We start from the raw sequence: 15,788 nt of genomic DNA, 5'->3' as shown, positions 1-15,788 counted from the left end.
TGCACTACCCTGGAGGCCATGACTTCGACGCAGCAGGAGACGCAGCACGCGGCCGCAGCCGCTCCCGGGTCGGAGTGGTGGCGCACGGCCGTGATCTACCAGATCTATCCCCGCTCGTTCGCGGACGACTCCGGCGACGGCGTCGGCGACCTGCCCGGCGTGACCGCGCACCTGGACGAGCTGCTCGACCTGGGCATCGACGCCATCTGGCTGAGCCCGTTCCAGCGGTCGCCGCAGAAGGACGCCGGGTACGACGTCTCCGACTACTGCGACGTCGACCCGCTGTTCGGCACGCTCGCCGACTTCGACGACCTCCTCACCGGCGCGCACGATCGCGGCATCCGCATCATCGTCGACCTCGTCCCCAACCACTCCTCCGACCAGCACGAGTGGTTCCAGGCCGCCCTGGCCGCTGCCCCCGGAAGCCGCGAACGCGCGCGCTACATGTTCCGCGACGGCAGGGGTGAGCACGGCGAGCTGCCCCCGAACAACTGGGAATCGGTGTTCGGCGGACCGGCCTGGACGCGCGTCACCGAAGCCGACGGCGCGCCCGGGCAGTGGTATCTGCACCTGTTCGACTCGTCGCAGCCCGACTTCGACTGGTCGAACGAGGAGGTGCGGGAGGAGTTCCGACGCATCCTGCGCTTCTGGCTCGACCGGGGGGTGGACGGCTTCCGCGTCGACGTCGCGCACGGCCTGGTCAAGCAGGAGGGCCTGCCCGATTACACCCCGAACCCGGATGCCGGGTCGATGGGCGGCGACGAAGGATCGGTGCCGTACTGGGGCCAGCCCGGCGTGCACGAGATCTACCGCGACTGGCACCGCCTGCTCGCCGAGTACGACGGCGACCGGGCCCTGTGCGCCGAGGCGTGGCTGCCGAGCGTCGCGAAGACAGCCCTGTGGGTGCGGCCGGACGAGATGCACCAGGCGTTCAACTTCGAATACCTCGAGACCGAATGGGATGCCGCGAAGCTGCGGGCTGTCATCGCCGAGTCCATCTCGGTGTACGCCGCGGTGGGTGCGCCCAGCACGTGGGTGCTGTCCAACCACGACGTCGTCCGCCACGCCTCGCGGCTGGCGCTGACGGCGGAGAACCCCCAGGGGCACGGCATCGGCCCGTCGTCGCCGGGTCAGCCGATCCCCGAGGTGGGCCTGCGCCGCGCCCGCGCCGCGACGGCGCTCATGCTGGCGCTTCCCGGCTCCGCCTACGTCTATCAGGGCGAGGAGCTGGGCCTGCCAGAGGCCATCGACCTGCCCGACGAGGCGCGTCAGGATCCCACGTGGTTCCGCACCGAGGGTGAGCGCTACGGCCGCGACGGATGCCGCGTGCCGCTGCCGTGGAGTCCGTCCGCCCCCGCCTTCGGCTTCAGCCCCACCGGCGAGAGCTGGCTGCCACAGCCCGAGCAGTGGCGCGAGCTCGCCCGGGAGGTGCAGGCCACCGACCCCGACTCGACCCTGTCGCTGTACCGCACGCTCCTCGCCGAGCGGCGCGCGCGGTCCCTCGGGTCGGGCGCCCTGGAGTGGCTCGACGGGTTCGGCGACGGCGTCGTGGCGTTCCGCAACGGCAGCCTCACGGTCATCGCGAACGTGGATGGCGCGACGGTGCCGCTGCCGCACGGCACGATCGTGGCCGCGAGCGGCCCGCTCGCGCCGGAGGGCGTGCCCATCGACACGACGGTCTGGGTCGCGGCGGACTGACCCGCAGGAGTGCCGCGGGGGCGGTCGACATGGTGAGCATCGACGAGGTCGCGCGGATGGCGGGCGTGTCGACGGCGACGGTCTCGCGCGCCCTCAGCGGCCGCGGCCACGTCTCCGACGCCACACGCGCGCGCGTGCACGACGCGGCCGAACGCCTCGGCTACGTCGTGTCCGCCTCCGCCTCGAGCCTGGCCTCGGGCCGCACGCGCAACATCGGCGTGCTGGTGCCGTTCCTGGATCGCTGGTTCTTCAGCACGGTGCTCACCGGCATCTCCGCCGCGCTCATGCGGCGCGGCTACGACATCACCCTCTACAGCGTCACGGCCGACCCAGAAGAACGTCGCACGGTGTTCGAGACGTTCCTGCGCCGCCGGCGGATCGACGGCGTCATCGCGATCTCGATCGAACTCGGCACCGAGGAGTCGCAGCGGCTGCACGCCCTCGGCATTCCGGTGATCGCGATCGGCGGCCCCAATCCGCACCTGACGACCCTCACGGTGGACGACGTCGCCCTCGCCCGCCTGGCCACCGAGCATCTGCTCTCCCTCGGGCACACCCGCATCGCCCACATCGGCGCCACCCCCGAGTTCGACATCGACTTCCACATCCCCACCCGGCGCCGCCAGGGGTTCGAGCAGGCGCTGGCGGATGCGGGGATGCCGGCGCTGCCCGCGCTGTTCGAGCCGGCCGACTTCACGATCGAGGGCGGGTTCCGCGCTGCCAAGCAGCTGCTGGGACGCCCCGGCGATCGCCCCACCGCGATCTTCGCGGCATCGGACGAGATGGCCATCGGCGCCGTGCTGGCCGCGCGCGAGCTCGGCTACCGCGTTCCCGAAGACCTGTCCGTCATCGGCATCGACGGCCACGAGCTCGGCGGGTTCTTCCGTCTCACCACGATCGACCAGTTCCCTTCAGCCCAGGGCGAGCAGGCTGCCGACACGATCCTGGCGGAGCTGGAGTCACCGGCAGCCACCCCGCACACGCCCGCGCGGCTGCCGTTCGAGCTCGTCGTCCGGGGCACCACGGCGCGGCTGCGCTGAGGCGGACCGGCTTCGCACGCTGCGCGGGAGCGCGCGTCTAGGCTCATCGCATGAGCATCGATCTGGAGAGCCTGTACCGCGACCTGCACCGCCATCCCGAGCTGTCCTTCCAGGAGACGCGCACGGCCGGTGTCATCGTGCGGCACCTCACCGAGCTCGGGCTCGAGGTGGAGGAAGGCGTCGGCCGCACAGGCGTCGTGACCGTGGTGCACGGCTCTGCGCCCGGCGAGGGTCCGGTCGTATGGCTGCGGGCCGACATGGACGCCCTCCCCGTCGAAGAGCGCACGGGGCTGGACTACGCCAGCACCGCCCGCGGCGTGGATCCTTCCGGCACGGAGGTGCCCGTCATGCACGCGTGCGGGCACGACATGCACGTCGCGGCGCTGCTGGGCGCGGTGGAGCGGCTCGTCGCGACGCGCGAGGAGTGGTCGGGCACGGTCGTGGCGGTGTTCCAGCCCGCCGAGGAGTACGGCGCCGGCTCGCGCGCGATGATCTCCGACGGCGTGCTCGAGCGGTATCCGAAGGCCGACATCGTGCTCGGCCAGCACGTCACGCCGCTCCCGGCCGGTATCGTCGGTGTCCGCCCGGGCACGCAGATGGCCGCGTCCGACGGACTGAGCGTCGTCCTGCACGGCCGCGGTGGCCACGGATCGCGGCCGCAGGCCACGATCGACCCGGTGGTGATGGCGGCGGCCACCGTCATGCGGCTGCAGACCATCGTCTCGCGCGAGACCGACCCCCGTGACGTCGCCGTCGTCACCGTCGGCTCCATCCACGCGGGGCTGAAGAACAACATCATCCCCGCCGAGGCCAAGCTCGAACTGAGCCTGCGCTACCCCGACGACGAAGCCCGCGACCGCGTGCTGGAGAAGGTGGAGCGCATCGTGCGGGCCGAGGCGATGGCATCCGGCGCCGAGCAGACACCCACGATCTCGACCGACCACACGCTGCCGCCCACGATCAACGACGAGGATGCGACGGCGCGGGTGACCGCCGCGTTCGAGCGCTCCTTCGGCCAGGACAGCGTCGTGGACCCGGGCATGTTCACCGGCAGCGAGGACGTCTCGTGGTTCGCGCGCGACGCCGGGGCGCCCCTGGTGTTCTGGTTCTGGGGCGGCGTCGACCCGCAGGCCTACGCCGAGGCGGAGGCCGCGGGAACGCTGGAGCGCGACATCCCCACGAACCACTCGCCGTTCTTCGCCCCCGTGCTCCAGCCCACCCTCAGCCGGGGTGTGGACAACCTCGTGGTGGCCGCGCGGGAGTTCCTGGGGTGAGCTGCGCCGCCGGGCGCCCTGATCAGTCCGCGACGAGCCGGTAGCCCATGCCCTGTTCGGTGAGCAGGTGCTGCGGGTCGGCGGGATCGGCTTCGAGCTTCTTCCGCAGCTGCGAGACGTACAGCCGCAGGTAGCCGGAATCCGACACCTGCTCGCTGCCCCACAGCTCCTTCAGAAGCGTCTGCCGCGTCACGAGCGAACCGGGGTGGCGGGCGAGGAACTCCAGCATCCGCCACTCGGTGGGAGTGAGGTGCACGCGCGTGCCGGCGCGCGTCACGACGCGGGCCGACAGATCGACGACGACGTCGCCGAACCGCACGACCGGGTCGACGGATGCGGCGGCCGTCCGCCGTGACAGGGCGCGCAGTCGCGCGAGCAGCTCATCGATCTGGAACGGCTTGGTGACGTAGTCGTCGGCGCCGGCGTCCAGGGCCTCGACCTTGTCAGCCGAGCCGGTGCGGCCCGACACGACGAGGATGGGCGCCTCGCTCCAGCCCCGCAGGGCCTGGATCACGCGAACGCCGTCCAGTCGCGGCATCCCGAGATCCAGCACGACGATGTCAGGGTGCTCCTGCGCCGCCAGGGTGATGGCGGCGGCACCGTCGGGGGCGGTGACGACGTCGTACCCGTGCGCGGCGAGCGTGATCCGCAGGGCCCGGACCAGCTGCGGGTCGTCGTCGGCGAGGAGGACCTTCATCGGGACTCATCCTCCCCCGCCTCGGCCGCCGGCAGCGCCACGACCATCGTGAGCCCGCCGCCGGGGGTGTCCTCCGGGCTGAGCGTGCCGCCCATCCCCTCGGTGAAGCCGCGCGACAGCGCGAGCCCGAGGCCGAGCCCCGTGGTGTTGTCGGTGTCGCCGAGCCGCTGGAACGGGGCGAAGATGTCGCCCTGCCGCTCGGGCGGCACGCCCACCCCGGTGTCGACCACGCGGATCTCCACCGTTCCGCCCAGGCGGCTCGTGGCCACGCGCGTGCGGGTGCCCGCCGGAGCATGGCGGTGCGCGTTGGCGAGGAGGTTCACCATCACGCGCTGCAGGAGCACGGGGTCGGCGACCACGGCCGGGAGCTCGGGGTCCAGCGCGAGGTCGACCTGGTCGGGCCCCAAGTGCAGCTCGTCGACGGCGGCGAGGATGACATCGGCGGCATCCACCGGCGCGAGCGACACGGCCAGGACACCGGCCTGCACGCGGCTGACGTCGAGGAGATCGGTGACCAGCGCCGACAGGGTGGCGAGGCTCTCGTCTGCGGTGACCAGCAGTTCGTCGCGGTCCTCGCCGGAGAGCTGGCCGCCGGCGGCCCGCAGTCCTCCCACCGCGGCGACGGCGGCAGCCAAGGGCCTGCGCAGATCGTGGCTGACGGCCGACAGCAGCGCACTGCGCACCTGGTCCGTGGCAGCCAGGACGCCCACTTCCCGCGCCGTCTCGGCGAGATCGGTGCGCTCCAGTGCCGCGCCCAGCTGCACCACGATGACGTCGAGGAGCCTGCGGCCGGATGCGTCGAGTTCTGCGCCGTGCAGCTCGAGCGTCGCACGCGCTTCGCCGTCTTGGCCGACGGGCAGGCGGACGGCGCGGTCATCGCGCACCGGCTCGCCGTCGGTCGCGAGCACCGTGCCGTCGGCGGCGAGGAGGCGGACCCCGGCGAACCCGAACGCCTCGCGCAACCGGGTGACCATCGCCGGCACCGCGCTCTCGCCGCGCAGGACGCTTCCGGCCACCGTCGCGAGCAGCTCCGACTCCGCCAGCGCACGCCGCGCCGAGCGGTCACGCCGGGCCGCCTGGTCGACGACGAGGCTCACCAGGACCGCGATCACGATGTACAGCACGATCGACAGCGCATGCGCGGGGTCGGCGATCTCGATCGTGAAGAGCGGGTCGATGAAGAGGAAATCGAGGGTGAGACCCGACAGCAGCGCCGCGAAGACGGCGGGCCAGATGCCGCCGACGAGCGCCACGAGCACCACGAGCAGCTGGTAGGCGAGCACGTCGGAGGTGAGGGAGTCGGGACCGTCGGTGATGTACAGCAGCCACGACAGCAGCGGCCCGCCGCCCAGGGCGAGAACGAATCCGAGGATGCGGCGCTTCACGCTCAGCGCTCCGCCGCGCAGGCGCGGCAGCGTCAGGCGCCCGCCGGCGGCGGCGTGCGTGACGATGTGCACGTCGATGTCGCCGGATTCGCGGATGACGGTGGCCCCGATCCCCGGGCCGGTGAGGGCGGCGGCCAGGCGTCCGCGCCGGCTCACGCCGATCACGAGCTGCGACGCGTTCACCGATCGGGCGAACTCCACGAGCGTCCGCGCGATGTCGTCCCCGACCACCTGGTGGTAGGTGCCGCCCAGTGACTCGACGAGGGCGCGCTGGGCGGCCAGGTCGCCGGGGGCACCGCTGCGCAGCCCGTCCTGACTGGACACGTGCACGGCCAGCAACTCGCCGCCGGCCGACCGGGCGGCGATCCGCGCCCCCCGACGCAGCAGCGTCTCGCCTTCGCGGCCCCCGGTCAGGGCCACCACGACACGCTCGCGCGCCTGCCACGAGCCCTGGATGCCGTGATCGGCGCGGTAGGACCGCAGGGCGCTGTCGACCTCGTCGGCCAGCCACAGCAGGGCGAGTTCGCGCAGGGCGGTGAGGTTGCCCAGCCGGAAGTAGTTCGACAGTGCCGCGTCGATGCGCTCGGCCGGGTACACGACCCCGGCCGACAGGCGGTCGCGCAGCGCCTGCGGGGCGACATCGACGACCTCGATCTGGTCGGCGCCGCGCACCACGCCGTCGGGCACGGTCTCGCGCTGCACGACGCCGGTGATGCGCTGGACGACGTCGTTGAGGGAGGCGATGTGCTGCACGTTGACGGTCGTGATGACGTCGATGCCGGCCGCGAGGAGCTCCTCGACGTCGGCCCAGCGCTGGGTGTTGCGCGAGCCGGGCGCGTTGGTGTGCGCCAGCTCGTCCACCAGCGCGAGGTCGGGGCGTCGCGCCAGCACGGCATCCAGGTCCATCTCCGCCAGGGTCACGCCGCGGTGCTCGACGCTGCGGCGCGGAACGAGCGGGAGCCCTTCCGCCTGCGCGGCCGTGGCCGCACGCCCGTGCGTCTCGACCACCGCGATCACGACGTCGCGGCCCTCGTCCCGCAGGCGCCGCCCCTCCTGGAGCATCTCGTACGTCTTGCCGACGCCGGGCGCGGCCCCCAGCAGCACCCGCAGGCGTCCGCGTCTCACGCCGCCGCTCCCGCCGCGCCGAGGGCGGCCGCGTCAGGGGGGCGGCCGGCGGGGGATGTGCGGGAGGTCATGGCGGGATTCTCTCAGTCCTTCAGCGCGTCCAGCGCCCGATTCAGCTCCAGCACGTTCACGCGCTCCTCGCCGAGGAAGCCGAGGTCGCGCTGCTGCACGTGCGCCCGGACGAGCTCCTGGACGTCGCCGGCCGGGATGCCGCGCGCTTCGGCGACGCGGTCGGCCTGCAGCGCGGCGTACTCGACGCTGATGTCGGGATCCAGACCCGACCCCGACGCCGTGACCGCATCGGCGGGGATGTCTCCCGGCGCGACGCCGTCGCCGTCGCTGATCGCGGAGCGGCGCTCCTGGATCGCCGCGACGAGGTCGTCGCTCTCGGGTCCGAGGTTCGACCCGCTCGAGGCGGCGGCGTCGTACCCCTCGCCGGCGGCGGAGGGGCGCGACTGGAAGTACTCCGGGAGCGGTGCGCCCTCGGCATCCGTCCACCCCTGCCCGATCAGCTCCGACCCGATCACGACGCCGTCGGCGTCGCGCACGAGCGAGCCGTTGGCCTGGTGCGGGAGGACGAGCTGCCCGACGGCGGTGATCAACAGCATGTAGCCGATGCCGAGGACGGCGGTGAAGACGAGCATCGCGCGGACGGCGACGCCGGCGGTGCGCAGGGAGGTGCGTGCGGTGGTCATGGGGGTGCTCCTCAGAAGCCGGGGATGACGCTCACGACGAGGTCGATGAGCTTGATGCCGATGAAGGGGACGAGCACGCCGCCGATGCCGTACACGAGCAGGTTGCGGCTCAGGATGCTCGATGCTCCGGCCGCGCGGTAGGCGACGCCGCGCAGGGCGAGCGGGATGAGCGCGATGATGACGAGCGCGTTGAAGATGATGGCGCTGGTCACCGCCGACGCCGGCGACGACAGCTGCATGATGTTCAGCGCCGCCAGTCCGGGGAAGACGCCCATGAACATCGCCGGGATGATCGCGAAGTACTTCGCGATGTCGTTCGCGAGCGAGAACGTCGTGAGCGCACCACGGGTGATCAGCAGCTGCTTGCCGATGCGGACGATGTCGATGAGCTTGGTCGGGTCGGAGTCGAGGTCGACCATGTTGCCGGCCTCCTTGGCCGCCGACGTGCCGGTGTTCATGGCCACGCCGACATCGGCCTGCGCGAGGGCGGGGGCGTCGTTGGTGCCGTCGCCGGTCATCGCGACGAGGTTGCCGCCCTCCTGCTCGCGCATGATGAGCGCCAGCTTGTCTTCCGGCGTTGCCTCGGCGAGGTAGTCGTCGACCCCCGCCTCGGCGGCGATGGCCTTCGCGGTGAGCGGGTTGTCACCGGTGATCATGACGGTGCGGATGCCCATCGCCCGCAGCTCGGCGAAGCGTTCGCGCAGCCCGTCCTTGACGATGTCCTTGAGGTGGATGACGCCCAGCACCTCGCCCCGCGCGCCGTCCGGGCCCTGCCGGAGGACGGCGACGACGAGCGGTGTGCCGCCCGACTGCGCGATCGCGTCGGCCTCGCCGCTCACGTGCGCGCGCACCTGCGCGGCGACCCCGGGGGTCTCCGCCTCCAGCCACGCGAGCACCGCGGATGCGGCACCCTTGCGCACCTGGGTGCCGTCGGGCAGGTCGACACCGCTCATACGTGTCTGTGCGGTGAACGGCACGGCCACCGCATCCGCCGGCATGTCGGCCACGACCCCCTGGGCGGCGGCCAGCTCGACCACCGACGTGCCCTCGGGGGTGGGGTCGGCCAGTGACGACAGCGACGCGGCCTCGGCCACCGCCCGGGCGTCCACGCCCGGCATGGGCACGAACTCGCTCGCGCGCCGGTTGCCGTACGTGATGGTTCCGGTCTTGTCCAGGAGCAGCGTCGTGACATCGCCGGCCGCTTCGACGGCGCGGCCCGACAGCGCCAGGACGTTGCGCTGGACGAGCCGGTCCATGCCGGCGATGCCGATGGCAGACAGCAGCGCCCCGATCGTGGTGGGGATGAGGCACACCAGCAGCGCCACGAGCACCGGGATCGACACGGGGGATGCGGCGTAGGAGGCGATCGGGTTCATCACCAGCACGACGATGACGAAGACGATCGACAGGCTTGCCAGCAGGATGTTCAGCGCGATCTCGTTCGGCGTGCGCTGACGCGAGGCGCCCTCCACGAGCGCGATCATCCGGTCGACGAAGGTCTCCCCCGGCTTGGAGGTGATCCGCACGACGATCCGGTCGGAGAGCACGCGCGTGCCGCCGGTGACGGCACTGCGGTCGCCGCCGGACTCGCGGACCACGGGCGCCGATTCGCCGGTGATGGCGGATTCGTCGACCGTCGCGATGCCGTGGACGATGTCGCCGTCGCCGGGGATCAGCTGCCCTGCCACCACGACCACCACATCGCCCACGCGGAGGTCGCCCGAGGGCACCTCGTCCAGGCGCGCGGCGAGGGCCGCCGCATCCGTCGTGCCGTCGTATCCGGAGACGCGGTGGGCCGTGGTGGTGGTGCGGGTCTGGCGGAGCGTGGCGGCCTGCGCCTTGCCGCGTCCTTCGGCGACGGCCTCGGCGACGTTGGCGAAGAGCACCGTCAGCCACAGCCACACCGCGATCCCCCACGTGAATCCCCACGGCACCGCCGCGCCGCCGGAGGAGGCCGGCCCGCCGAGGAAGGGCTCGGCGATCGCGATGAGCGTGGTGAGGGCGGCGCCGACCCACACGAGGAACATGACCGGGTTGCGCCACTGCGCCGCCGGGTTCAGCTTGCGCAGCGCGCCGGGGAGGGCCTCGACGACCTGCGCGGCGCTGAACGCACGGCCGCGCGGGGGCGGGGGCGTCTGGCGGGACGACGGACGTCCGGGCTCCTGGACGGCCAGGGGATCCGAGGTGAGCGAAGTGGTGGACATGTCAGGCGAGTCCTTCGGCGAGGGGTCCCAGGGTCAGGACCGGGAAGTAGGTGAGAGCGGTGACGATGACGGCGACACCGGCCAGGAGGCCCGCGAACTGCGGGCGGTGGGTGGGGAGGGTCCCGGCGGTGGAGGGAACCTTGTCCTGCGCGGCGAGCGAGCCGGCCAGCGCGAGGACGAAGACGATCGGCAGGAAGCGGCCGAGCAGCATCGCCACGCCCAGGGCGGTGTTCAGCCACGGGGTGTTGGCGGTGAGCCCGGCGAAAGCCGACCCGTTGTTGTTCGCCGCCGACGTGAACGCGTAGAGCACTTCGCTCAGGCCGTGCACGCCCGGATTCCAGATCGAGGTCGATTCGACGTCTGCCCGGATGCCGGGGATCGCGAAGCTCAGCGCCGTGCCGGCGAGCACGAGGGTCGGGGTGACGAGGATGTACAGGCTCGCGAGCTTGATCTCCCGCGGACCGATCTTCTTGCCGAGGTACTCCGGCGTGCGGCCGATGAGGAGTCCGCCGACGAACACCGCGATGACCGCGAGCACCAGCATCCCGTACAGGCCCGATCCGACGCCGCCGGGGGCGATCTCCCCCAGCATCATGTTGATCATCGGCATCATGCCGCCCAGCGCCGTGTAGCTGTCGTGCATGGAGTTGACCGCCCCGGTGGAGGTCAGCGTGCTCGTACTGCCGAACAGCGTCGACCCGAAGATGCCGAAGCGCACCTCCTTGCCCTCCATCGCACCGCCGGCCAGCTGCGGCGCCGCACCGGCACCCGCGCTCTCCAGCGCCGTGAGGATCGCCGTGGACGCGACGAAGATGCCGGCCATGACGGCGAGGATCGCGTAGCCCTGGCGGTTGTCGCCGACGATCCTGCCGAAGGCCCGAGGCATCGCGAAGGGGATCACGAGCATGAGGAAGATCTCGAAGAGATTCGTCCACGGGGTCGGGTTCTCGAACGGGTGGGCGGAGTTGACGTTGAAGAACCCGCCGCCGTTGGTGCCGAGGAGCTTGATCGCCTCCTGCGAGGCGACCGGGCCACCGGGGATGGACTGCGCCGCGCCGGTCAGCGTGGCGGCGTCGGTGAACCCGTTGACGTTCTGGATGACGCCGCCGGCCAGCAGAACGATGGCGGCGACGATCGAGAAGGGCAGGAGCAGCCGGTACGTGCCGCGCACGAGGTCGACCCAGAAGTTGCCGATCACCCCGCCCCGGCGGGAGGCGAAGCCGCGCACCAGGGCGATCGCCACGGCGATCCCGACCGCGGCGGAGACGAAGTTCTGCACGGCGAGCGCGGCGAACTGGACGGTGTAGCCCAGCGTCGTCTCGCCCGAGTACGACTGCCAGTTCGTGTTCGTCACGAACGAGACGGCGGTGTTGAACGACAGCGCCTCGCCGGGGGCGGGCATCCCGAGGGCGTAGGGCAGGAACTGCTGCAGACGCATGAGGCCGTACACCAGCAGCACGCCCACGGCGGAGAACAGCAGCACCGAGCGCAGGTAGGCCTGCCACGTCTGGGCGCCGGCGGGGTCGACGCCGATCAGACGGTACGTCGCCCGCTCGACGGCGAGGTCTTTCGTGCCGGTGTAGATACGGGCGATGTAGTCGCCCACGGGCCGGTAGGCCAGCGCGAGGGCGAGGATGAGGGTTGCCGCGGTGAGCGCGATCGACCAGATGGTCCCGGCATCCATGTCAGAACCTCTCCGGCCGCACGAGGGCGACCACCAGGTACACCACGGCGGCGACGGCGAGCACGGTGGCCAGCAGCGAGAAGACGATCATTCCTGCCCCTCCCCACTCACCGCTTCACGCTGGGCGGAGCCGGCGGCGCGTGGGCCGAGGTGCTCCACCCCCCGGGCGACCAGCGCGACCAGCGCGAACAGCGCCAGCGTTGCTGTGAGATAGACGACATCGAGCACGGGAGCTCCTTGAACGGGTGCGACCGCGCGACTGCTGTGGCGCGGGTGACCACGCGCGGCGGCCACGGGATCCGATGCAACACCCCGCGCGTGCCCCGCGCGGCCGTCCTCACGGAATCCATACGGGCGGGACGCGCTTCCTCACGCGGTCCTGACATCGTCGGTATTCAGTGTTGCTATCTACCGGTATTCGGTCTTACTATGTACCGGTACCTAGTGACACTGAGATGCGGGAGCGAGCTTCATGGGCAAGCAGGACACGGAGATGCTCAAGGGGGTCCTGGAGGGGATCGTGCTCGCGGTCCTCGCGCGGCGACCCGCCTACGGGTACGAGATCACGGCGGGGCTGCGCGAGCGCGGCTTCGCCGACATCGCGGAGGGCACGATCTACGCGCTCCTCGTGCGCATCGAGCAGCGCGGACTGGTCGACGTGGAGAAGGTGCCCTCCGAGAAGGGTCCGCCGCGCAAGGTCTACACGCTGAACACCGCAGGGCGGGACAAGCTCGCCGAATTCTGGACCACCTGGAGCGTCCTCGCCGAACGGCTCGAACAGCTCCGCACGGAAGGAGACTGACATGGCCTGGTACGAGAAGATCATCGGCGATCTCGGTGAGAAGAAGCGCTACCTGGCGTACAAGGCGCGCGTGAAGCGCCTGCCCGATCCGTACCGGCAGGCCGCCGTGGCGCTCGAGCGATACCTGCTGCACCTCGGACCCAGCGACAGCGGTGCGAGCCTCGTCGCGATGCTCGACGACCTCGGCGACCTCCTCGAGCAGAGCGCGGCGGCCGGCACTCCCATCCGCGACGTCGTCGGAAGCGACCCCGTCTCCTTCGCCGAGACGTTCATGGAGAACTACGGCGGCGGGAGCTGGATCCGCAAGGAGCGGGCCCGGCTCGAACGTGCCATCGAGGCCGCCGAACACGACGACACCGCCTGACCCCCGGGGCCGCGCGCCCCGTCCTCACGGAACGTCCACCACGCCCTCCCGCCCTTCGGGCTCGAGGCGATGGCCTCGTGCGGCCATTTTCCGCACGTCACCCGCACGGTCACACCCTCATCTCGCAAAGGAACTCCCATGACCACCGCCATCCGCATCCGCGCCCTCGAGAAGGCCTTCGGCGACGTGTCGGTGCTCCGCGGCGTCGATCTCGACGTCACCCGGGGCAGCATCTTCGCGCTGCTCGGCTCCAACGGCGCGGGAAAGACCACGATCGTCAAGATCCTCTCCACGCTGCTCTCCGGCGATGCCGGGTCCGCCGTCGTCGACGGGCACGACGTGGCCGCCGACCCCCGCGGCGTCCGTGAATCGATCAGTCTCACGGGGCAGTTCGCCGCCGTCGACGAAGTGCTCACCGGGCGGGAGAACCTCGTTCTGGTGGCGAAGCTGCGTCACCAGAACGATCCCGGTCGCATCGCCGACGACCTGCTCGCGCGTTTCCGGCTCACCGAGGCGGGCGCACGGAAGGCGTCCACCTATTCCGGCGGCATGCGCCGGCGGCTCGACATCGCGATGAGCCTCATCGGGGCACCGGCCGTCATCTTCCTCGATGAGCCGACCACGGGCCTGGACCCCGAGGCCCGCATCGAGGTGTGGCAGGCCGTGCGCGAGCTCGCCGCGGGAGGGACGACCGTGCTGCTGACGACGCAGTACCTCGACGAGGCCGAGCAGCTGGCCGACCGCATCGCGATCCTCCACGAGGGCCGCATCATCGCCGACGGCACTCTCGCCCAGCTGAAGGCGCTGCTCCCCCCGGCGACGGTCGAGTACGTGGAGAAGCAGCCCACGCTCGAGGAGATCTTCCTCGCCATCACCGGCGGCACCAGCCGCCCCACCTCCCCCGGCGAACCCGGTGCGCCCGGCGCATCCGAGTAAGGAACCTGCCATGACCACCCACTTCTTCGGCGACACCGCCGTCCTCACCGGGCGCTCGCTGCGACACATCCTGCGCAGCCCCGACACGATCATCACCACCGCGGTGACCCCCATCGCGCTGATGCTGCTGTTCGTCTACGTGTTCGGCGGGGCGATCGACTCCGGCTCGCAGTCGTACATCGACTACATGCTCCCCGGCATCCTCCTGATCACCGTCGCATCCGGCATCGCGTACACGGCGTACCGGCTGTTCCTGGACATGCAGGGCGGGATCTTCGAGCGCTTCCAGTCGATGCCCATCGCACGCTCCGCCGTGCTGTGGGGGCACGTGCTGACCTCGCTCGTGGCGAACACGATCTCGCTCGTGCTCGTCGTGGGGGTCGCACTGCTGATGGGCTTCCGATCGGGTGCCGGCGTGCTGGAGTGGCTCGCCGTCGCCGGGATGCTCGTGCTGTTCACCCTCGCGCTGACGTGGGTCGCGGTGATCGCCGGACTGTCGGCCAGGACGGTGGACGGGGCCAGCGCGTTCTCCTACCCGCTGATCTTCCTGCCGTTCGTCAGTTCGGCGTTCGTGCCGACCGACACGATGCCGGGGCCGGTGCGCTGGTTCGCGGAGAACCAGCCGGTCACCTCCATCGTGAACTCGATGCGCGACCTGTTCACCCAGCAGCCGGTGGGATCGGACATCTGGATCGCCCTGGCGTGGTGCCTCGGCATCCTCGTGGTGGCCTTCGCCCTCGCCATGCGCCTCTACCGCCGCCGCACCCACTGAGCCACGTGCGCGAATCGGCTGCTTCCCGTGCGGGGAGCAGCCGATTCTTCATGTGGGTCGCTTACTTGCGACCACCGCCTCGCACGTCGAATGCCCCACCGGCCGCGATGCCCACGGCCAGACCGATGCCCAGCCACAGCGCGAGGTTCTCGGTCGCGATCCCGAGGGCCGCACCCACGGCAAGACCCAACGCGACGCCGATGCCGACACCGGTGCCCTTCGCGAAACCTTTGGACTCCGACTTCTCTTCGTCACTCATGGCCCCCACGCTACGCAGCAGCACGCAGCGGAGCCTCCCGCCCGCGACGGAGATCCGCCTCACCCCTGCGGGGGATCCCGGCGGTGCCGCTTCTCACGCCCGTGGCCCGCGCGTCACCCCTCCGGGTCGTGGTCGTCGTCGGCGCCGGATTCGGGATACGCCGCGAGGAACTCCGCCTGCACGCGCGCACAGCGCAGGGCGTGGAGGATCGAGTGAAGGAGCACCGTCAGCCCTTCGCCACGCCGACGCGCAGTTCGCCGACCGTGTGCAGTCCGGGGCACGGCACGGCGACGAGGTCGCCGACGCGCACGTCTCCGGGCAGCACGACGGCGGCCGGCGATCCGTCCGCGCCCCGCACCGCGAACGGCTTCTCGTGGGCATGCGAGACGCGCCCGAGCAGGCGGGCCTCCCGCCACACCGGCTGCAGGTGCGAGATGCGGCCGTCCACCACGACGGCGCGGTCGTCGACGGCGGCGATCCCGAGCAGCAGGACCGTCGTGCTGTCGGTGCGCGAGGCGACACCGCCCGAGAGGGGGATGACGGCGGCCCCCGTGCACACGCACGGAGTGCCGCAGAGCTCGGCGTATCGCCGCAGCGAGATGGCCGACACCGTCACATCGCCGATTCCGGCACGTGCGCCGGCCGGCCAGGCGGCGGAGTCGAAGGGCGCGGGGATGCTGTCGCGGAGGGTGGGGAGGATCGTCGTGAGTGTCACAGCGACAGGTCTACGCCGCGCGGCCTCCGCCGAGCGCGGCCCTCGCGCTTCCCATACGCCGAGCCGGCGGATCCTGACGACCTCACCAGGCGCCCGCGCAGAACTCAGGAAGAACCGGATGCCGAGGGCCCGGCGAGG

The 15,788-nt window shown here is 71.5% G+C and carries 16 protein-coding genes; 7 read left to right on the top strand and 9 right to left on the bottom strand.

From position 1 onward, the window contains the following. The first annotated feature begins 18 nt into the window (after window positions 1–18). From F6J85_RS00500 to F6J85_RS00490, 3 genes are read left to right on the top strand one after another with little or no spacing between them, the layout of a single operon-like run. On the top strand, window positions 19–1,698 hold the full coding sequence (locus tag F6J85_RS00500; protein WP_150923384.1) for a glycoside hydrolase family 13 protein: 1,680 nt from the start codon (window positions 19–21) through the stop codon (window positions 1,696–1,698). Between the two features lie 29 nt (window positions 1,699–1,727). Beyond that, window positions 1,728–2,738, top strand: a complete 1,011-nt coding sequence (locus F6J85_RS00495; RefSeq protein ID WP_150923383.1) for a LacI family DNA-binding transcriptional regulator — start codon at window positions 1,728–1,730, stop codon at window positions 2,736–2,738. Between the two features lie 50 nt (window positions 2,739–2,788). After that, a complete protein-coding gene (locus F6J85_RS00490; protein ID WP_150923382.1) occupies window positions 2,789–4,012 on the top strand; it encodes an amidohydrolase in 1,224 nt (407 codons plus the stop codon). 22 nt (window positions 4,013–4,034) lie between these two features. Here the strand turns inward: F6J85_RS00490 and F6J85_RS00485 are convergent, their stop codons facing one another. The 7 genes from F6J85_RS00485 to F6J85_RS17605 all read right to left on the bottom strand — a co-directional run bounded on the left by F6J85_RS00485 (window position 4,035) and on the right by F6J85_RS17605 (window position 12,030). Further along, window positions 4,035–4,709: a response regulator gene (locus F6J85_RS00485; RefSeq protein ID WP_150923381.1), complete on the bottom strand. Its 675-nt coding sequence runs from the start codon at window positions 4,707–4,709 to the stop codon at window positions 4,035–4,037. Further along, complete coding sequence (locus F6J85_RS00480) at window positions 4,706–7,219, bottom strand: DUF4118 domain-containing protein (RefSeq protein ID WP_150923380.1); 2,514 nt, start codon at window positions 7,217–7,219, stop codon at window positions 4,706–4,708. Before F6J85_RS00480 ends, F6J85_RS00485 begins: the two co-directional genes overlap by 4 nt. 83 nt (window positions 7,220–7,302) lie before the next feature. Next, entirely contained in the window at window positions 7,303–7,914 is a 612-nt protein-coding gene (gene kdpC / locus F6J85_RS00475) for a K(+)-transporting ATPase subunit C (protein ID WP_150923379.1), read from the bottom strand. Window positions 7,915–7,925: 11 nt separating this feature from the next. After that, on the bottom strand, window positions 7,926–10,118 hold the full coding sequence (kdpB, locus tag F6J85_RS00470; protein WP_150923378.1) for a potassium-transporting ATPase subunit KdpB: 2,193 nt from the start codon (window positions 10,116–10,118) through the stop codon (window positions 7,926–7,928). A gap of 1 nt (window position 10,119) precedes the next feature. After that, a complete protein-coding gene (kdpA, locus tag F6J85_RS00465; RefSeq protein WP_150923377.1) occupies window positions 10,120–11,802 on the bottom strand; it encodes a potassium-transporting ATPase subunit KdpA in 1,683 nt (560 codons plus the stop codon). 1 nt (window position 11,803) lies between these two features. Continuing rightward, window positions 11,804–11,893 (bottom strand): K(+)-transporting ATPase subunit F, encoded by a 90-nt coding sequence (kdpF, locus tag F6J85_RS00460; protein WP_135062510.1) that lies wholly within the window; start codon window positions 11,891–11,893, stop codon window positions 11,804–11,806. Next, the gene (locus F6J85_RS17605) at window positions 11,890–12,030 is read right to left on the bottom strand and encodes a hypothetical protein (RefSeq protein WP_191906691.1); all 141 of its coding nucleotides are present in this window, start codon (window positions 12,028–12,030) and stop codon (window positions 11,890–11,892) included. The genes kdpF and F6J85_RS17605 overlap by 4 nt, the downstream gene beginning before the upstream one ends. A gap of 244 nt (window positions 12,031–12,274) precedes the next feature. Between F6J85_RS17605 and F6J85_RS00455 the strand changes: the two genes are divergently transcribed. The 4 genes from F6J85_RS00455 (at window position 12,275) to F6J85_RS00440 (ending at window position 14,676) form a co-directional block, all read left to right on the top strand. Beyond that, complete coding sequence (locus F6J85_RS00455) at window positions 12,275–12,604, top strand: PadR family transcriptional regulator (protein ID WP_150919844.1); 330 nt, start codon at window positions 12,275–12,277, stop codon at window positions 12,602–12,604. A gap of 1 nt (window position 12,605) precedes the next feature. Then, window positions 12,606–12,968 carry a DUF1048 domain-containing protein gene (locus F6J85_RS00450; protein ID WP_150923376.1) on the top strand — a complete coding sequence of 121 codons (363 nt, stop codon included), beginning with the start codon at window positions 12,606–12,608 and terminating at the stop codon, window positions 12,966–12,968. A 138-nt stretch (window positions 12,969–13,106) separates the two neighbouring features. Continuing rightward, window positions 13,107–13,904, top strand: a complete 798-nt coding sequence (locus F6J85_RS00445) for an ABC transporter ATP-binding protein (RefSeq protein ID WP_150923375.1) — start codon at window positions 13,107–13,109, stop codon at window positions 13,902–13,904. Window positions 13,905–13,914: 10 nt separating this feature from the next. Continuing rightward, a complete protein-coding gene (locus F6J85_RS00440; RefSeq protein ID WP_150923374.1) occupies window positions 13,915–14,676 on the top strand; it encodes an ABC transporter permease in 762 nt (253 codons plus the stop codon). Window positions 14,677–14,737: 61 nt separating this feature from the next. On the opposite strand, the gene F6J85_RS00435 is transcribed toward F6J85_RS00440, so the two are convergent. After that, complete coding sequence (locus F6J85_RS00435) at window positions 14,738–14,935, bottom strand: glycine zipper domain-containing protein (RefSeq protein WP_150923373.1); 198 nt, start codon at window positions 14,933–14,935, stop codon at window positions 14,738–14,740. A gap of 226 nt (window positions 14,936–15,161) precedes the next feature. Further along, window positions 15,162–15,650 (bottom strand): hypothetical protein, encoded by a 489-nt coding sequence (locus F6J85_RS17600; RefSeq protein ID WP_191906690.1) that lies wholly within the window; start codon window positions 15,648–15,650, stop codon window positions 15,162–15,164. Between the last annotated feature and the right edge of the window lie 138 nt (window positions 15,651–15,788).

This window comes from Microbacterium lushaniae, assembly GCF_008727775.1.
GTDB classification, from domain to species: Bacteria; Actinomycetota; Actinomycetes; order Actinomycetales; family Microbacteriaceae; genus Microbacterium; species Microbacterium lushaniae.
This window is presented reverse-complemented; position numbering and strand designations above follow the sequence as displayed.

What these genes read in the sequence shown, in the direction of transcription:
- kdpA (WP_150923377.1), bottom strand. Translation starts at nt 11,802, where the DNA reads ATGGATGCCGGGACCATCTGGTCGATCGCGCTCACCGCGGCAACCCTC.
- F6J85_RS00495 (WP_150923383.1), top strand. Translation starts at nt 1,728, where the DNA reads ATGGTGAGCATCGACGAGGTCGCGCGGATGGCGGGCGTGTCGACGGCG.
- kdpB (WP_150923378.1), bottom strand. Translation starts at nt 10,118, where the DNA reads ATGTCCACCACTTCGCTCACCTCGGATCCCCTGGCCGTCCAGGAGCCC.
- F6J85_RS00435 (WP_150923373.1), bottom strand. Translation starts at nt 14,935, where the DNA reads ATGAGTGACGAAGAGAAGTCGGAGTCCAAAGGTTTCGCGAAGGGCACC.
- F6J85_RS00485 (WP_150923381.1), bottom strand. Translation starts at nt 4,709, where the DNA reads ATGAAGGTCCTCCTCGCCGACGACGACCCGCAGCTGGTCCGGGCCCTG.
- F6J85_RS00500 (WP_150923384.1), top strand. Translation starts at nt 19, where the DNA reads ATGACTTCGACGCAGCAGGAGACGCAGCACGCGGCCGCAGCCGCTCCC.
- F6J85_RS00490 (WP_150923382.1), top strand. Translation starts at nt 2,789, where the DNA reads ATGAGCATCGATCTGGAGAGCCTGTACCGCGACCTGCACCGCCATCCC.
- F6J85_RS00440 (WP_150923374.1), top strand. Translation starts at nt 13,915, where the DNA reads ATGACCACCCACTTCTTCGGCGACACCGCCGTCCTCACCGGGCGCTCG.
- F6J85_RS00455 (WP_150919844.1), top strand. Translation starts at nt 12,275, where the DNA reads ATGGGCAAGCAGGACACGGAGATGCTCAAGGGGGTCCTGGAGGGGATC.
- F6J85_RS00450 (WP_150923376.1), top strand. Translation starts at nt 12,606, where the DNA reads ATGGCCTGGTACGAGAAGATCATCGGCGATCTCGGTGAGAAGAAGCGC.
- kdpC (WP_150923379.1), bottom strand. Translation starts at nt 7,914, where the DNA reads ATGACCACCGCACGCACCTCCCTGCGCACCGCCGGCGTCGCCGTCCGC.
- kdpF (WP_135062510.1), bottom strand. Translation starts at nt 11,893, where the DNA reads ATGATCGTCTTCTCGCTGCTGGCCACCGTGCTCGCCGTCGCCGCCGTG.
- F6J85_RS00445 (WP_150923375.1), top strand. Translation starts at nt 13,107, where the DNA reads ATGACCACCGCCATCCGCATCCGCGCCCTCGAGAAGGCCTTCGGCGAC.